Source organism: Neobacillus sp. SAB-20_R2A, from assembly GCF_049568635.1.
Classification (GTDB): Bacteria; Bacillota; Bacilli; order Bacillales; family Cytobacillaceae; genus Neobacillus; species Neobacillus citreus.
Genome location: NZ_CP145895.1, coordinates 3,996,984 through 4,013,209 on the forward strand (window position 1 = coordinate 3,996,984; position 16,226 = coordinate 4,013,209).

The 16,226-nt window shown below is 38.5% G+C and carries 15 protein-coding genes; 6 read left to right on the forward strand and 9 right to left on the reverse strand.

Going from position 1 to position 16,226, the window contains the following annotated elements; all coding sequences use genetic code 11:
- Positions 1-29: 29 nt before the first annotated feature.
- Positions 30-2,351: an RNA polymerase recycling motor HelD gene (gene helD, locus V5M37_RS19395; RefSeq protein ID WP_423798773.1), complete on the reverse strand. Its 2,322-nt coding sequence runs from the start codon at positions 2,349-2,351 to the stop codon at positions 30-32.
- Between the two features lie 374 nt (positions 2,352-2,725).
- On the opposite strand from helD, the gene V5M37_RS19400 reads away from it, so the two are divergent.
- On the forward strand, positions 2,726-3,259 hold the full coding sequence (locus tag V5M37_RS19400) for a YceI family protein (RefSeq protein ID WP_213120587.1): 534 nt from the start codon (positions 2,726-2,728) through the stop codon (positions 3,257-3,259).
- A 62-nt stretch (positions 3,260-3,321) separates the two neighbouring features.
- Here the strand turns inward: V5M37_RS19400 and V5M37_RS19405 are convergent, their stop codons facing one another.
- From V5M37_RS19405 to V5M37_RS19415, 3 genes are all read right to left on the reverse strand, one after another.
- Complete coding sequence (locus V5M37_RS19405; protein WP_423798774.1) at positions 3,322-4,824, reverse strand: aminotransferase class V-fold PLP-dependent enzyme; 1,503 nt, start codon at positions 4,822-4,824, stop codon at positions 3,322-3,324.
- A 116-nt stretch (positions 4,825-4,940) separates the two neighbouring features.
- On the reverse strand, positions 4,941-5,288 hold the full coding sequence (locus tag V5M37_RS19410; protein WP_213120585.1) for a hypothetical protein: 348 nt from the start codon (positions 5,286-5,288) through the stop codon (positions 4,941-4,943).
- 127 nt (positions 5,289-5,415) lie between these two features.
- Complete coding sequence (locus tag V5M37_RS19415) at positions 5,416-6,150, reverse strand: polysaccharide deacetylase family protein (protein WP_423798775.1); 735 nt, start codon at positions 6,148-6,150, stop codon at positions 5,416-5,418.
- A gap of 227 nt (positions 6,151-6,377) precedes the next feature.
- Between V5M37_RS19415 and V5M37_RS19420 the strand changes: the two genes are divergently transcribed.
- Both V5M37_RS19420 and V5M37_RS19425 read left to right on the forward strand, forming a co-directional pair.
- Complete coding sequence (locus V5M37_RS19420) at positions 6,378-7,295, forward strand: MerR family transcriptional regulator (protein ID WP_423798776.1); 918 nt, start codon at positions 6,378-6,380, stop codon at positions 7,293-7,295.
- A gap of 87 nt (positions 7,296-7,382) precedes the next feature.
- Entirely contained in the window at positions 7,383-7,904 is a 522-nt protein-coding gene (locus V5M37_RS19425) for a MerR family transcriptional regulator (protein ID WP_213145220.1), read from the forward strand.
- Between the two features lie 78 nt (positions 7,905-7,982).
- Here V5M37_RS19425 and V5M37_RS19430 read toward each other — a convergent pair whose 3' ends face one another.
- From V5M37_RS19430 to V5M37_RS19445, 4 genes are all read right to left on the reverse strand, one after another.
- A complete protein-coding gene (locus V5M37_RS19430) occupies positions 7,983-8,453 on the reverse strand; it encodes a GreA/GreB family elongation factor (protein ID WP_423798777.1) in 471 nt (156 codons plus the stop codon).
- A 195-nt stretch (positions 8,454-8,648) separates the two neighbouring features.
- Positions 8,649-9,656, reverse strand: a complete 1,008-nt coding sequence (locus V5M37_RS19435) for an acyltransferase family protein (RefSeq protein ID WP_423798778.1) — start codon at positions 9,654-9,656, stop codon at positions 8,649-8,651.
- A gap of 259 nt (positions 9,657-9,915) precedes the next feature.
- Positions 9,916-11,169, reverse strand: a complete 1,254-nt coding sequence (locus tag V5M37_RS19440) for a DHH family phosphoesterase (RefSeq protein ID WP_423798779.1) — start codon at positions 11,167-11,169, stop codon at positions 9,916-9,918.
- Positions 11,170-11,282: 113 nt separating this feature from the next.
- Positions 11,283-11,960, reverse strand: coding sequence for a M50 family metallopeptidase (locus V5M37_RS19445; protein WP_423798780.1), 678 nt, complete (start codon positions 11,958-11,960; stop codon positions 11,283-11,285).
- A 189-nt stretch (positions 11,961-12,149) separates the two neighbouring features.
- Here V5M37_RS19445 and V5M37_RS19450 point away from each other — a divergent pair, with 189 nt between their 5' ends.
- Together V5M37_RS19450 and V5M37_RS19455 are read left to right on the forward strand one after the other, a co-directional pair.
- Positions 12,150-13,274: an ABC transporter ATP-binding protein gene (locus V5M37_RS19450; RefSeq protein WP_213145215.1), complete on the forward strand. Its 1,125-nt coding sequence runs from the start codon at positions 12,150-12,152 to the stop codon at positions 13,272-13,274.
- Positions 13,274-14,833 (forward strand): glycine betaine ABC transporter substrate-binding protein, encoded by a 1,560-nt coding sequence (locus V5M37_RS19455; protein ID WP_423798781.1) that lies wholly within the window; start codon positions 13,274-13,276, stop codon positions 14,831-14,833. The genes V5M37_RS19450 and V5M37_RS19455 overlap by 1 nt, the downstream gene beginning before the upstream one ends.
- Before the next feature lie 36 nt (positions 14,834-14,869).
- On the opposite strand, the gene V5M37_RS19460 is transcribed toward V5M37_RS19455, so the two are convergent.
- Positions 14,870-15,487: a TrkA C-terminal domain-containing protein gene (locus V5M37_RS19460; protein ID WP_423798782.1), complete on the reverse strand. Its 618-nt coding sequence runs from the start codon at positions 15,485-15,487 to the stop codon at positions 14,870-14,872.
- A gap of 158 nt (positions 15,488-15,645) precedes the next feature.
- Between V5M37_RS19460 and V5M37_RS19465 the strand changes: the two genes are divergently transcribed.
- The gene (locus tag V5M37_RS19465; RefSeq protein ID WP_423798783.1) at positions 15,646-16,212 is read left to right on the forward strand and encodes a membrane-spanning protein; all 567 of its coding nucleotides are present in this window, start codon (positions 15,646-15,648) and stop codon (positions 16,210-16,212) included.
- Positions 16,213-16,226 lie beyond the last annotated feature (14 nt).

Consider the following 16,226-nt stretch of genomic DNA (forward strand, 5'->3'; position numbering starts at 1 on the left):
AGGCAGCAAATTCGCTGCCTTTTTGTTTTTTAGCCATTTATTTCATATGTGTTTTTTGGAACATCAACCATAAGGGGACTTATTCCATCTGTTGCAAATAAATGCAATTCGTGCATCGCCCTGGTACAGACTGTATAGAATAACTTCCGGTCGCTTTCTTTTTGATATTGGGAACTATCATAAAGGATGACTGCATCAAATTCAATTCCTTTTGATAGATATGAGGGAATCACCGACACCCCGCTTTCATAGGAAGTTGTTCCTTTTTCAATAAAATGAAGGGGAACATCTTCTTTTAAAGCATCATTTACCCGTTTGCTTTCCTCGCCAGTTCTGCAAATAACCGCAATCGTTCGATGCCTTGTTTGAAGTTCTTTAATTTTCTCCAAAACCTGTTTATTGAGCAAATTACTTTCAACTACATTCAGCGAAGGCTTGATACCGCTCCGGTTAAAAGGCTCAATTTTGTCGCCATTCTCAATAAACTCCCTTGTGAATTCAACAATCTCCTTAGTCGAACGATATGTTTTCGTTAAAACAAATGTTTCAACCTCTCCCTCTGCTGCCCGGAAATCAGCGAAAACTGATTGCATTCCCGTCGCCCCTGAGAAAATAGCTTGGTTAAAGTCTCCAAGTAAGGTCACCTTACTGTAAGGAAACAACATTTTTATAAAAGCGAACTGAAAAGGAGTGTAATCCTGGGCCTCGTCAATAAATATATGACGAATGGAGGAATTTGACTTTCTCCCCTCAATTAAATCCTGCAAGTACACATATGGCGTGGCATCTTCATAAGGAATTACCATACTGTTTAATTGTGCCTTTGTTTGAGAGCAGATTGTATCCCACATTAACGGCAGTACCTCAGGATTATTTTCCTTGTTAAATAACCCAAGATAAATTAACGGCAGATTGATAAATTTTAGATTTTTAACGGCCGCAAATATTGGCTTGAATTTTTCTTTCACAACCATTTCTGCTAACAGCTTCTGTTCCTGTTCGAAATCATCAAATGAATTCTCCGTAAACCGTTTCTTTTCCTGGAGTTTTTTATAAACCTCTAAATAATCCTCTTTCTCAAAATATTGAATCTCTTCCTCAACCCAGCTTCGGGACTGTTCCCGTTTGACCCATTTCTTTAATTCTTTTTTAAGCCACCCCATGAGAAGCTGCATCCTGTTTGGAATTGAAAAATTGGTATTTAAGGTATAAAAATAATCGTGAATTTCTTTTTTCGAGATTAAAACATTTCCTCTAAAGCTTATATCCTTAAAAATTAAACCTTGATTTGATAACCTCGCTGCATATTCATCTATTAATCGCTTAAACTCGAGACTAGCCTTAAAGCGAATACCATTCAACCTTGATTGATAATGTTCATTATCTTTTGCACTTAGCAGGTATTCAATCTGGGTAAAAGGATCCTCAACGTCAAATTCCCGTCCCAATCTTTGATTTAAGTATTCCTGGAAGGTAGATTGCTGCATATTCTCTTCTCCCAGCTCAGGCAATACTGTTGCGACATAGCTGTTGAATAAAGGATTTGGAGAAAACAACAAAATATTTTCCGATTTCAACGTACCACGATATCGATACAAAAGATAAGCCACCCGCTGCATCGCCGCTGAGGTCTTGCCGCTCCCTGCCACACCTTGGACAATCAGCAATTTGCTTCGTTCATTGCGGATAATCGCATTTTGCTCGCGCTGAATCGTTGCGACAATGCTTTTCATTTGTGTACTGGCATTGTTCCCTAGAACCTCCTGCAGCATTTCATCACCAATGGTGACACCTGTATCGAACATTCCTTTAATTTCCGAAAAACGGATGATAAATTGTCTTTTCAACTCCATTTCACCGTAGATGGTCCCTTCCGGGGTTTGATAATGTGCCGGGCCGGGTGAATAATCATAATAAAGACTTGAAATAGGGGCACGCCAGTCATAAATTAAGAAGTTTTCATCCTGCTCATCCATTAATGAAGCAATTCCCAAATATACTTGATCGGTCGACTTTTCACCATCCTCCCAAAAATCGATACGACCAAAGTAAGGAGAAAATTTTAATTTATCCAAAGTTTTGAGGGTTCTATCCAGCTGACTGTGTGTCCGTTCCCGTTCTGAGAGAAGTTCTGCCTGCTGTTTAATACTAGCCGCTGTTTCGATGACGTCATCCGGTTCATCCAGATTAACTGTAACACCCTCCCAAAAAGTCTTGCGGATTTCCAGAACATCAGAGCTAACCCTGCCGGTATTTTTTTGTAATTTGGCTATCTTTTTATCCACTTCATGCACTACCGAATTAACTCTTTCCTGCTCCAATTCCCAGTCATTATCTTGTAAATCCTTCATTCAACCACTCCCCAAATAAATTTTGGCTGCATTAGTTGACAACAGCGAATGAATATGGTAATGTTATAATAGGATATTTATAATCCTAATTAATATTATATTTTCTTGCCAAAATTCATTTTAACATGTAATTTTGTCTATTTTCAAGTATATTTTTTTAAAAACGCCGCTTTGGCGTTTTTTTCATTTTATGACGCTCTTTTCCTCAATATCAAACTTCATTTAAATCCCTTTGTAGTATTTGAAAAATCGTATAAATAATTTATAAAAAAACAATTGACAATCAGCATGACCTAATCATATAATTTATCTTGAATTAAGTTATTTCAAAATCAAGATAAATTATTTCAAACTAAAAAGGGAGAGATTTTAACATGACTAAAACAAAATGGGCATTAGACCCTGCACACAGCAGTGTAGACTTTTCTGTTCGTCACATGATGATTGCAAACGTAAAAGGAACATTCAACAGCTTCAGTGCCAATATCGAAGCAGATCCTGCAGATTTAACAACCGCAAACATCGAGTTCTCGGTTGAAACTTCAAGTGTGGATACACGCAACCAAGATCGTGATGGCCACTTAGTTTCTGCGGATTTCTTCGATGCTGCCAATTATCCTGCTATGACTTTCAAAGCAACAAATATTGAAAAGACTGATGATGGCGAGTACAATGTAACCGGCGATTTAACGCTTCGTGGCGTGACAAAACAAGAAACTTTCGCTGTTTCCTTTGAAGGTCAAGGCAAAGATCCTTGGGGAAATGAAAAAGTTGGTTTCAGTGCAGCGGGCACTTTAAACCGCTCTGATTATGGTTTGGTTTGGAATGCGGCACTTGAAACTGGCGGGGTGCTTGTTGGCGATAAAGTAAAAATTAATCTGCAAATTCAAGCAGCAAAAGCTGAATAATTAGCCACAACAGAAAAAGCTCTCCTGGTATTGGGAGAGCTTTTTTTACCTGTTAATTATCATCATTCCATATCAAAAAGCGGCGACAAATCTTCGCGAATAAAATCCATATAAAAATAATCATTACTGGCTGCATCATATAAATAATCTTGTTTCCACATTTCTATATTGGCAACAATCTCCTGCATTGCCGAAACAAACGTTAGAATTTCTTCATTAGACATAATCGGATGCAATGAAAATCGCACCCAGCCAGGCTTTGTTGATAAATTTCCTTGGTCTATTTTGTCCGTTATTTGCTGTGAGGATTTTTTGTCAATATTAAACAAGTAATGCCCATATGTTCCTGCACATGAACAGCCGCCGCGAACCTGAATCCCAAAACGGTCATTTAGGAGGCGGACAATTAAATTATAATGAACATTTTCGACGTAAAAGGAAACGATTCCTAACCGGTCTTTCACATGACCTTCTAAAATATGGAGCCCAGGGATTTCCTCTAACCGCGGCAGCAGCAGCTGCAGCATTTCTTTCTCTCTCTTTAAAATATTTTCAATCCCCATCTGTTCTTTTAGATTTATGCATAAAGCCGTTCGAATACCCTGAAGAATTCCGGGAGTACCTCCATCCTCCTTTGTTTCAATGTCATCATAATAGTGATGTCCTCCCCAAGGGTTAGTCCAAGTAACTGTCCCTCCGCCAGGATGGTCGGGAATCCTGTTCTTATATAACCTTGAATCAAATATTAACACACCGCTTGTTCCCGGCCCTCCTAAAAACTTATGTGGCGAGAAAAAAACAGCATCTAATTTTTCCATTGGATCAGTTGGATGCATGTTAATAGAGACGTAAGGGGCAGATGCGGCAAAATCAACAAAACATAGGCCGCCATGTTCGTGCATGATTTTGGCTAATTGATGAAACGGCGTTTGAATACCCGTTACATTGGAGCAGGCTGAAAACGAACCAATTTTTAACGGACGGTCTTCATATCGCTTTAGAAGCTGTTCTAAATGGGAAATATCAACATTTCCATTTCTGTCAGGCTGTATCATGACAACATCCGCAATTGTTTCAAGCCAAGTTGTTTGATTCGAATGATGCTCCATATGGGTTAGAAAAATAATCGGCCTCTCTTTTTCAGGCAGGTTCAAGTGTTTTTTCCACTGTTCATGTATTCGCAGCCCCAGCATTCTTTGAAATTTATTAATCACAGAGGTCATCCCAAAACCGTCTAAGAGAACCACATCATATTTATCAGCACGGACATGCTCCTTGATGATTTTCTTTGCTTGTTTATACATCCCTGTCATCATTAAACTAGTTATGTTTGATTCTGTATGGGTATTGGCCATAAAAGGACCAAAAACTTCTGTAATTTTCTCCTCAATTTTCCGGTAAAGACGTCCACTTGCTGTCCAGTCACCATAAATAATCTTCTTTTTGCCATACGGAGAGTCAAATTCATGATCAATTCCAATTACGTGGTCACGGAAGCTTTGAAAATAGGTTTCGAGGTTATCGGGAATGCGAAAGGTTTTGCTGCCAATTTTACCGGTAATCATGTCAATTCCACCTCAACACAAAGTCTTGATAACCAGTATATGCGAGAAGCTTTTTCATGGGTCTTGGTTTCGTTCTATATAAATTAAAGCAGCCTATCGGCTGCTTTTGTGGTTTATTAATAAGTAGTGACCTTTGTGGATTCCTTCCGATTGACTTCGTCAATTTTTTGGGTAAACATTTGAAAGACCCGTTTTTTCTCCTCTAGGTCACGTATGTATTCTTTTAGTTGATTATAGCTTTCTTCAAACGGCTTATGATACATTTCACGGATTTTATCAATTAACTCCTCGTTTACTGTGGATTGAATCACTTGCTTGGTTATTCCGTATTTATAGGTATAGACTTTTAATTCCTGAGATACTTCCTCATATTCCTTTTCAATTTCTTCTAGCACCACTAAAATATCTTGCTTCCACTCTTCCAATGATTTCTGCAGATAGGACTTAACCATCGTCTCTTCCATAAACACACCTTCTCTATTACCTTATTTAATTTATTATAGCGATGTTAGTTTACATGGAAGTTTCGGAAAAATTACAAACCCTTTTCAAGCATAAAAAAAAACGATTACTAGGGAATCACGTAACCGTTTATTTTGCCTCCACGATTTTCGCAAACTCTTCTAGCGTGGTTGAATATTTAATATATGTCCTTGGCAGTAGATATAGTTCATTTTTTATTCCGGTTTTTGTATAAGGCCCTGGAGTAGTGGTTAGTCCATAGGTGTAATACTTCTTTGTTTCCTCCACTACTTTTTCATCGAAATCTCCAAATGGATATGAGAGAGCAATAACCGATTTACCCGTAATTTTTTCGATTTTTTTCTTTGAGTGGTTTAATTCATACCCGTAATCAGCTATTTTAGATAATTCAGGATGTGTTGCTGTATGTGATTGAATAGAAATGAGCCCTGAACTAGCTAGCATCTTTAAATCCGATTGAGATAATCGATTGGGACGCTCAATAAAATCAGAAATAATAAAGAATGTACCTGTTGGGTTAAATCTTTCTGTTTTCAATTTTTGGAAAATGTAATAAACATTAAGATTATTTTTATAACCGTCATCAAAGGTGATAAAGATTGGCTTGTCAGCCATCTCCTGATCAGCCCATCTTTCAAAGGTCAGCAATGTAAAACCGTGATCTCTCAAATATGTCATTTGTTTTTCAAAATTCTCTGGTCTTACATAAAGCTCCTTTTGCCCATGACCGCTATATTCCTCAATGGAGTGATAAATTAGGATTGGCACTTTTTTTGCTGCCATTGCCCGGTCAGGAAAAACTAATAGTAATAAATAGGACACTGCTAACAGAAATTTTTTCATACAATCCCTCTTCAAAAAATGTTTATTCACTATTATTCCACACATTTCTGCCTTCATCCTTCTCTCATCAAACCGCTCAATTTGCAATAATATGTTACTATTTCAAGATTTTCGTCTTGTTTTGATAGCTTTTGTCAAGCGGCAGGAAAAAACCATATCTGATGGTGAATATCTTAGTATCGAACTCATAAAATTCTTTCCGAGATAAATAGAAAGGAATGATTCTCATGAAGTCTTATACACTTAAAGAAGTTTCCAAAAAAATAAATACTGCACCTGGCATCATCCGGCAATGGGAGAAGGAATTAACAGGAATACTCCATATTTCCAGATCAAAACAAGGGGCAAGAATTTATACAGATGTTGAGATTAACCAATTAACCGAAGTAAAGGAACTATTTGCTAAAAAGATTGGGAAAGAAGCAGTTCGGGATGCGCTGCTAAAACAATCCATCGCCAATCATGATACGGAGCCCGAGGAAACAGCCGCTGATGCTGATATTGAGTTTATTTCTCCCCCGGAGCCAGTCACATTCGAAATGGTTACCCATATAACCAAACAGCCTTCTATCCCTGATAACGAAAACAGCTTATCGAATGCTGATTTATTTTTCGAGGTGATGGATGCCTATAAGAAAAACTTCTTAAATGAGGTTAAAGAGGAAATTAGAAGTGTTGTACGAAAAGAAATATTAACTGAGGTAAAAAAGGAGATTTCAAACGGTACGCTTAGAACCGTTAAATCCGTGCAGGATTCCATTTATAAATCTTCAGAAAACACAAAAGAGCAAATTCAGGAACTGTCCGAGACCATTTCGAAAGCTTCGGAGGAAACCTCAGATAAGTTGAGATATTTATCATCCAACATCAAGAATGTCACCATCGAAACTGCTGATGAAGTTTATTCCCTCACAAAACAGGTTGTCGAAACCTCAGATAAGCTATCAAATTACATCGACCAAACCAATAATGAAATTTCCAATTTGGCTGACGAAATCGCAAAGGAACGTGAATTCCTTATGGATGACCGTGAGCAATACCGTCATGAAGTCCAGCAAAGGGAAGCCGCCTTTCAACAAATGCTGGCAAACTATCGAGAGGTTGCCGCGGCAAAGGAAAAAAAGTGGTGGAAATTTTGGAGTTAAATTTAAGGTACGGGAATCTTCATTAACGCTGATTCTTTTCGTTGGATAACAAGGTTTTCGGTCATTTTTAAAAATGGAGGGATTGTCATGAATACAGCAGAGGCTGCAAAATTATTGGGTGTTTCAATTAGCACAATTCAGCGCTGGGTAAAACAGCTTGAACTGCCAATGGAACGAAATGAGCGTGGCCACTATCATTTCAAAGATGAGGATATTGAACTGTTTAAAAATATCCACGAACAGCTCCAGAACGGAACCTTATTGCAAGATATCAGCCAAGAAAAGGAAAAGAAAAGTCCACGCAAAGGAACAGTGAAAGCGGTCGAAAACGGTGAGGCATTGGAAAAGCTGTATGCCAAGGTAAAGGAATTAGAGCTTGGTTTACATTCGAAGGCGGATTCTGTTGCCTCCTATCAACTCCTCCAGCATCGCAGGGAGATTGAAGAACTGCAAAATCTTGTGAGTAGCTTGGAGAAACAGGTTGCACAGCTTCAAAACGAGGTAACCAAATTAAAAGGACCGGCACCTGCCGAAAAACCGTTAGTTTTAGAAAACAGTAAGGTAAAAAGAAAAAAGAAGAATTTTGTTAGTTCCCTATTTGGCTTTTGATTATCAATTAAACTGACCGAACGCGATCCTCAAACGTTCGGTCGTTCTCTTATAAAACGTTTTCAAAAGCATGCATGTTTAAGCCTCTTTTGTTTGCTGTGTATCGAATTCCAGCAGACCCCCAAAGTACGAGATTTCCTTAATGCTGACACCAAGTTCTCCTGTCGGAATTTTCAAGGATAATTCTTCCCCGATATTTTTTAAAAGAAGCTGTCTGCCGACTGGGGATAAAAAGGATATAAAGCCTTTGTCAGGGTCAGACTCCTCCGGAAAGCAAATAACATATTCCTCTGTTTCCTGATCATCGAGATACATAACGGTAACCTTTGTCCCAATATAAACCTTTGGAATTGATGCTATAAAGCCATTTTTTTGGTTTTGTTTTAATATCTCCTCCAACTCCAAAACATAAAGGCTGAAAAAATGTTTCAGTCTTTCCTGAATAGGCGTCGAGGAAATGTAGAGATTAGTTAAATCCTTGATATTTTCCTCAATATACACTAGCTGTCTTTGGAAGTACTGCTTGTTGGCCTGACCACTATGGTTCATAGTAGATAGCCCCCATACTCGGATTAAACTTCCTGCAAAATTTTGTTGCGTTTTTCATGTTATATTCCTCCCACATAAAAAATGAACCCTCCAAAATATTTTTGGAAGATCTTAGCACTATATTACCATATTTCAACTTGAAAGTCGCAATATAAAAAGGCCATTCATAGAGAATAGCCTTTTTAGCTTTCAAGCCTATTTGCCGCCAGCATTTGTAAGCGGCAGCTTGGGTTCAACAAGCGGTTTTGTATATTTTTTAACCAAAAAGCTGCCCAATAGCAAGCAGACAATAAACGAAAAACCAATAAGAAATAAATAGACTCCCGAGATGGAACTAAACCCTTGGTCCGGAAAAACGGATTGGACCGGTTTAATGAGAAAACCGTGGAACAAATAAATATAAAGCGTTCTTTCTCCAATTTCGGTAAATTTGAACTGTGCCGATGGAATAAATGTTAAAAAGCTAAACACCATTAGAAAGGTTAAGAGATATTGCAAAGACCGATATACTCCGGCTGAAATGTGTTCCACCCCCATTGCTGCATAGGAACTGTCACCCAAAAGCCAGGAAACAGCATCTTGAGGAAAGGAATGGCCAAAGAAAATGACAGCAGCCAGGAGGACGACCATTGCCGTCGGCAGTGAATACTTTCCTCTCAGAATCCTTTTTAAATGCCCCTCGTTTAATAGAAAGCCGAGCAAGAAATATGGAAAAAAGACAAATGTTCTCGACAAGCTCAAATAGCTGCCGGCTTCATTAAAATAACCAATGGCCACACCGAGAACAATAGCAAGGACTAATCCCAGCCATTTCATTCTTGAAAAAGGAATCAGCAAGATGTTCCAAAATAATAAGCTTAATAAAAACCAAAGCGACCAGTGGGGATGGAAAAAATCAACATGAAAGGCAGCTTCTTTGCCATTCATATAGTAGTACACAGAATAGATGGTCTGAAAAAAGAGATAAGGGATTAATAGCTTTATGGTCAGTTTTTTAAAGTAGCCCGGCTTTTGGAATCCCTTAGAAAAATAACCAGAGATTAAAATGAACGCTGGCATATGAAACAAGTAAATAACTGTATACAACGTGAAGAGAAACCCATCTTGATCCTTTAACGGGCTGATTAAATGCCCAAAAACGACCAAGAACATTAAGATAAACTTTGCATTATCAAAATACTTACTCCTTTTTGATTTAGCCATAATATCACCTCATCATATGGATTCATCAAAAGGTATATTAATATTGTAAAATTAACTTTTGCTTAAAAAAATAAAATATCCATTTGGTGTATAAAAAATACCTTTTATAAACTTTACCATTTTTTCATTACAGGAACATGTTTATAAATTTACTTTTCATTTTCAGTAAAATTACAATTTCAAGATAATGATAAAATACTCCTGCGCTGATTTTCCTATAATTTACTCCACGCGAAAAAAAGAGCTGGACGTCCAGCTCTCATTTTTCTCCAACTATATCCACCAATCGATTGCTGATAATTTCTGCATAGTTTTCCTTTAATTCATTCTCTGATATCTTTAAGTATTTGGAAAGTTCTACAAGGTACTCCCGGTCATACCGCAGCCATGAGGAAAAGCTTCTTTTAACAAATCGCTCAGCTTCCATAAAGGTCGAGAACATCGGCGGGACCTTTTCACCGTTATGAAAGACATAAAACTCCCCGTCTCCAGAAGGGAATATATAAGAAATCTCCCCTTTATGATTCTGGTAGCTGCTCCCTGTTTCCGACTCCTTCAGATTAAATTCATTGCGGTCAGCATCGGGTTTAAGCGGTAAGATATCAAATACATTAATAACAAATGTTTCAAAGGCCGCTCTGGTCAACTCTGCCCCTGAAGCTTTAGGATGTCCCCCTCCTCCATACCTTTTAGCAAACTCCGCGACATTCACTTCATCATGAATGGTCCTAAAGCCCATCTTTTTCCCACCCAAATTAAGAAGGACGATCATATCCAAATGTGGATTTTGCGTGTTTAATGCATTCCCCAGCTCTGACATGTTTTGTTCCGCAGGGACGATACCGACACAATAATCCTCCACAAAGGTTTGGACCATTTGCCTGCTTTTAGAATGGATATATCGGTTAATTTTTTGTTCCTCGATATCCAAAATGATGTTTTCTGTTTCAGTAAAATCAAATGATTCCCTGTTCTCCGTTAACCTTTTTATCATTTCCTCTTCAAACTGTTCCCGGTTCATAATATGGAACAAATCATTTAAGCGTTTGGCCTTGATATTGTTATTTTCATCCCATTCCCAGGTATCGTACTGCCTGATTAAGTCTACAAATTCATCGAGCGCTTTGCTTTTATCCAGTCTTCCCTTCTCATTTAGATAGTCGTAAAACAGCGATGTGGCACAGGTTTTTTTTCCAGATTCATATTCTGTTTTGACACTACCCCATTTGTAGTTATTAAAATGCAACGCTGTCACATGATGATCAATCACCTGAATATGTTTTCCAGCCTGAAATCTTTCGGCTAATTTTTTCTCAGTTTCTTCATTTACAGCTAAATCGGTAATGAACGTTTCTTCATTATTATTTTCTTGGTTAGTTATAAAAGCTTCGACCCGCTGATTTAAATTACGATAAGAGCAATAGGATACTTTTGCCTGTTCCCCAAAAGCGAGCTTTGCCAACACCCCGCTGCCAAGCCCATCTAAATCAACATCAGTAAAAAGTTTGACCATTTCATACACCATCCCATATTTTTTCCATAAGGTATATTTTGGTTTTTATTTTATCTTCTTATTCATTAGAAAAGCTGACCCGATTAGAGCCAGCTCCATTCCCCAGTATAAGCTTAAGTTTTGTAATATCCTCTTTTTAGGCCGTAATAACAAAACCAGAGTGCCTGAAAAAAAAAGAGTGCTCCCCAAAATGGGGCGGGAATAATTATGGTCAAATTCGCCAAATTCGCCGCATCTCCCGCAAATTGCGGGCTTAGTAAACTTATATAAAATATTTCATATGCACTTTGAACCGAATCCACCAGTAAAATGGAGGCGATTAGCATCAATAAATGATCTCTAAATCCTTGGCTCCCTTTAATGAGCAGGAACAGGAACCCCGCTGCAAATGAACTGAGCCAAAAGATTCCATATGGGTTACGTACCCAGAAAAGTAGATTAATAAAAATGAATCCCAATATGATATCGATCAATAGTATCTGCTTTTTCCTTCCAAGTAATAAAAAGAAAAGGAAGGCTGAAAATGATGCAAATGTATAACCCGCCAAACTGGTAAAAAAACTGCCAATCCAAGTGGATTGATTACTATACGTGGCACCTTCAGAATTCATAAATAACGAAATTCTTTCTACGTTACCGCCCAGTAAAGCCACGAATGCATGTCCGGACTCATGAATTAATGTATTTATCATCCGAAAATAATTCCCCATAAACGGAATATGAATTAACAGAACGCTAGTCACGAGGAAAAGAAAAAACTTCGCACTGAATTTTTCACGAACAAAGCTCAATTGACATTCTCCTCTGTTTTTAAAATTTTCATTATTTTCTATATTTTATCACTATTAATTAAAAAAGAATAACAATAACCACGCCATTCTGAAGCCACATATCTTTTGGACAATTTTTGAAAGGATTCGACAACCAACAACTTATGTGTTAACATTAAGTTGTTACATCCCAAAAAGGAGGGAACGAGATTGATAGAGTTTAAGAATATTATTAAAAAATATCGATCCAAAACAGTTATAAATTCTTTTTCATTAAAAGTTGAAGCAGGACAGCTTGTTGTTTTTATCGGTCCAAGTGGCTGCGGGAAGACAACCTTGTTAAAAATGATTAATAAGCTGATACAGCCAACTTCAGGGAAGATTGTGGTAAATGGATCTGATATTTCTACCGTGAATCCGATTGAGCTTCGCCGAAATATTGGCTATGTCATTCAAAACACGGGTTTGTTCCCACATATGACGATTAAGGAAAACTTGGAGTTAATTCCTAAACTGAAGGGGGAAGATCCTGCTGCTATTGAGAAGAAAACGAACGAGTTACTTGAAATAGTAGGATTAGATCCCAAAGAATATCTGCACCGTTATCCAAAGGAATTAAGCGGCGGCCAGCAGCAGCGAATTGGCGTAGCAAGAGCCTTCTCAACAAACTCCGACATTATCTTAATGGATGAACCATTCAGTGCACTCGATCCCGTCACACGATCATCACTTCAGGATGAACTGTTCCAAATGCAAAAGGAATTAAACAAAACGATCATCTTTGTCACTCATGATATGGATGAGGCTATTAAAATAGCTGACAAGATTTGTATTTTAAAAGATGGGGATATTCTTCAGTATGACACGCCAGAAAACATCTTAAAAAATCCTGCTAATGATTTTGTTTCCGATTTTATCGGCAAGCGCAGGGTATGGAACAATCCTGAATTGTTAATGGCCGAGGATATCATGATTCCAAATCCAGTTAAAATTACCGCCAAACGGAACGTCCTGCAGGCAATTGAAATCATGAAGGAAAACAAGGTAGACAGTTTATTGGTAACTGACAAGAATAACCGTCTTATCGGATTGGTGACCTTGAAAGGAATTCAATTGTTAAACCGCAACTCCGAAATTGAATGGGTAATGGAGAAGAATGTCCTGTCAGTATCGCAGGATGCCAATTTGATTTCCGTTCTCGCAACCATGAATGAACATAAGATTGGTTATGTGCCTGTTATTAACAGTACTGGACAGTTAACAGGTCTTATAACAAGAAGCAGTATTTTATCTGCACTAAGCAGCCAATTAATCGACATGGAGGTGGCCTTTTAATGGCTGAATTATGGAACTATGCAAGTAACAACTATAACCAACTCCTTGAACTTTTAGGACAGCATATATATTTAAGTGTCATGTCTGTTCTGATTGCTACCGTTATTGGAATTCCACTTGGAATATTGATTTCCAGAGAGCCAAAGCTTTCTAAACCAATCATAGGCACTACAAATGTCATTCAGGCGGTGCCAAGTCTGGCCTTGCTCGGATTTCTAATTCCATTTATCGGCATCGGCAGTACCCCTGCCATTGTAATGGTGGTATTGTACTCCCTGCTTCCAATTGTGAAAAATACCTATACGGGATTAACCAATATTGATCGAGACATTCTGGAAGCCGCCAAAGGCATCGGTCTGACCAAGGGTCAAACAATGAGAAAGGTGCAGCTGCCGCTGGCCTTCCCGATGATTATGGCGGGTATCAGAATTTCAGCCGTTACGGCTGTTGGGTTAATGACGATTGCAGCCTTCGTAGGAGCAGGCGGATTGGGTTATCTTGTCTTCTCCGGTGTGCAAACGGTCGATAATGCCATGATTTTGGCTGGTGCGATTCCGGCATGTATCCTTGCATTATTAATCGACTTTATTGTCGGAAAGCTTGAGACCTCCCTATCTTATAAGACAAAACAATCGTCTGCGTCGAAAACAGGAAAAACAACAAAAAAAATCATTCTTTCTTTTGCCAGTGTCCTTCTCGTCATTGCCGGCGTCTTTACCGTTTATTCAAAGGCCCAGGCTGGCGATAAAATTGTCATTGGTTCGAAGAATTTCAGTGAGCAGTTGATTCTTGGTAATATGCTTGCCGACTTAATTGAAAATAAAACTGATTTAGAGGTTGAAAGAAAGCTGAATCTTGGCGGTTCACAGGTTACCTTCAGCGCCCTTAACAGCGGCGATATTGATGCATATATAGAATATACAGGGACTGGCCTTGTCAATATTTTAAAACAGCCCCCACAGAATAATCCGGAACAGGTGTACGATTATGTTCAAAAGGAATTTAACAAAAAGTACGGGATTAGATTATTAAAGCCGCTTGGTTTTAATAACACCTATGCACTGGCTATTCGTAAGGATACCGCTGATCAATACGGACTGAAAACCATCTCCGACCTGGCCAAAGTCAGTAACGAGTTAATTATGGGACCGACCATTGAGTTCCCAAATCGAGAAGACGGACTAATCGGTCTCTCCAAAACGTATAATATGCAATTTAAGGACGTTAAAGCCGTTGACGGCGGCCTGCGTTATACAGCGCTCGACAATCACAAAAGCGACGTTATTGATGCTTTCTCAACCGATGGCTTGATTGAAGCCTTTAAGCTAAAAGTGTTAAAGGATGATAAGAACTTTTTCCCACCTTACTATGCAGTTCCAATCATCAAGGAGGAAACTTTAAAAGAACATCCTGAACTGAAAAATGTTCTTAACAGCCTTGCTGGCAAGATTACAGAGGATAAAATGAGGGAACTAAATTATAAGGTTGATAGTCTAAAACAATCCCCAGCAAAAGTTGCGAAGGAATTTTTAGAAAAAGAGGGCTTATTAGACAAATAAAACAACAGGAGGCAGACAAAACGTCGCCTCCTGTTCTTATTCCTGTATAAAATGAACCACCCTGTCATAGGTTTCCTCGCTGCCAATCACGAGCAATACATCCCCTTCTAGAATAAGCGCGTACGGTCCGGGAGAGATTACGAGGCCTCCCTGTCTTTTGATCCCAATTACTGTGCCGCCAGTGTTTTGCCAAAATTTCAAATCCGAAATAGTTTTGCCGATATGGCTGCAGTTTGGAAGAATTTCGATTTCAATCGGGGCAAGCGGATTTGTGTGACGAAGCTTCCCTGAATAATCCAATATTTTTCGGAGCGTATCAAACAACTGGTCATCCAGCTTATTTCTTTCCAACATAAGTGTATTCATTTGTTTTTCTAATTCCTTAATGCTAGCCAGATTAGAAAAACGTGAAATATATTTGAAAGCATTTTCACGGGATGAGATGACAATGCCGCTTCCCTTTGTGGACTGGACAATTTCCACATCCTCCAAAATCTTGATGGCTCTCCTGACTGTTTCCGGAGATACCTTGTAATCACTAGCCAATGTCGATCTTCCATGAATCTTATCCCCAACTTTAAATTCCCCATCGTAAATTCGATTGGCCAAATCGATGGCGATTCGTTCGTATGTCGGTATTTGTGCCCTTTGCATAAGAAGCCTCCACAAAGTTATTCAATATAAGTTACTATCTATTCCAGTATTACTATACATTTTTAATAAGCAGTTGGCGAGTGCCGGATACATACTCGGGTAAAATCGGAACATAATGGGCATAATATCAGGCAGGACTCTTGTAAAGAGGTGCAATTATGTGGCGAAAGCTTCTTGGTGTTTTAAGTGTGATTTTTATTTTATTTATGGCTGTCCTATTTATTATATACATTATGAAGGGGGACTCATCCAGATGGCAGGTAGCCCTTGGCGGAATTTTAGTCAGTGCCCTTCCTCTGTTTATATTGCGCTTTAAAAACAATCCGTTCAACATCCCCATTATTATAGGGTATTATTTCTTTTTATTTTGCTCGTTATATTTAGGGTCCATCGCAAGTTTTTATTTGCATCACAAATGGTGGGATTCCACTCTTCATTTTTATAAAGGAGTGTATGTAGGGATTGTAGGTATTGCCTTGTTTAAGAATATGATCAGAGCAAGCATAAGAAATGAGGTCTCCTCCTGGATTCTTTTTCTGTTTGTCCTCTCATTATCCGTTTTAGCAAGTGCACTATGGGAGATTTACGAGTTTTTAGGGGATATCACCTTTACGCACACGATGCAAAGAGGCGGCAATAAAGATACGATGTTAGATCTGCTGTTCGGTCTTGCAGGGGGGATCCTCGTGGCTGTTTATGCAAAGGTTAGAAAACAGACTGTATAGGTTAGGGTGGCATA

What these genes read in the sequence shown, in the direction of transcription:
- helD (WP_423798773.1), bottom strand. Translation starts at nt 2,351, where the DNA reads ATGAAGGATTTACAAGATAATGACTGGGAATTGGAGCAGGAAAGAGTT.
- V5M37_RS19400 (WP_213120587.1), top strand. Translation starts at nt 2,726, where the DNA reads ATGACTAAAACAAAATGGGCATTAGACCCTGCACACAGCAGTGTAGAC.
- V5M37_RS19405 (WP_423798774.1), bottom strand. Translation starts at nt 4,824, where the DNA reads ATGATTACCGGTAAAATTGGCAGCAAAACCTTTCGCATTCCCGATAAC.
- V5M37_RS19410 (WP_213120585.1), bottom strand. Translation starts at nt 5,288, where the DNA reads ATGGAAGAGACGATGGTTAAGTCCTATCTGCAGAAATCATTGGAAGAG.
- V5M37_RS19415 (WP_423798775.1), bottom strand. Translation starts at nt 6,150, where the DNA reads ATGAAAAAATTTCTGTTAGCAGTGTCCTATTTATTACTATTAGTTTTT.
- V5M37_RS19420 (WP_423798776.1), top strand. Translation starts at nt 6,378, where the DNA reads ATGAAGTCTTATACACTTAAAGAAGTTTCCAAAAAAATAAATACTGCA.
- V5M37_RS19425 (WP_213145220.1), top strand. Translation starts at nt 7,383, where the DNA reads ATGAATACAGCAGAGGCTGCAAAATTATTGGGTGTTTCAATTAGCACA.
- V5M37_RS19430 (WP_423798777.1), bottom strand. Translation starts at nt 8,453, where the DNA reads ATGAACCATAGTGGTCAGGCCAACAAGCAGTACTTCCAAAGACAGCTA.
- V5M37_RS19435 (WP_423798778.1), bottom strand. Translation starts at nt 9,656, where the DNA reads ATGGCTAAATCAAAAAGGAGTAAGTATTTTGATAATGCAAAGTTTATC.
- V5M37_RS19440 (WP_423798779.1), bottom strand. Translation starts at nt 11,169, where the DNA reads ATGGTCAAACTTTTTACTGATGTTGATTTAGATGGGCTTGGCAGCGGG.
- V5M37_RS19455 (WP_423798781.1), top strand. Translation starts at nt 13,274, where the DNA reads ATGGCTGAATTATGGAACTATGCAAGTAACAACTATAACCAACTCCTT.
- V5M37_RS19460 (WP_423798782.1), bottom strand. Translation starts at nt 15,487, where the DNA reads ATGCAAAGGGCACAAATACCGACATACGAACGAATCGCCATCGATTTG.
- V5M37_RS19465 (WP_423798783.1), top strand. Translation starts at nt 15,646, where the DNA reads ATGTGGCGAAAGCTTCTTGGTGTTTTAAGTGTGATTTTTATTTTATTT.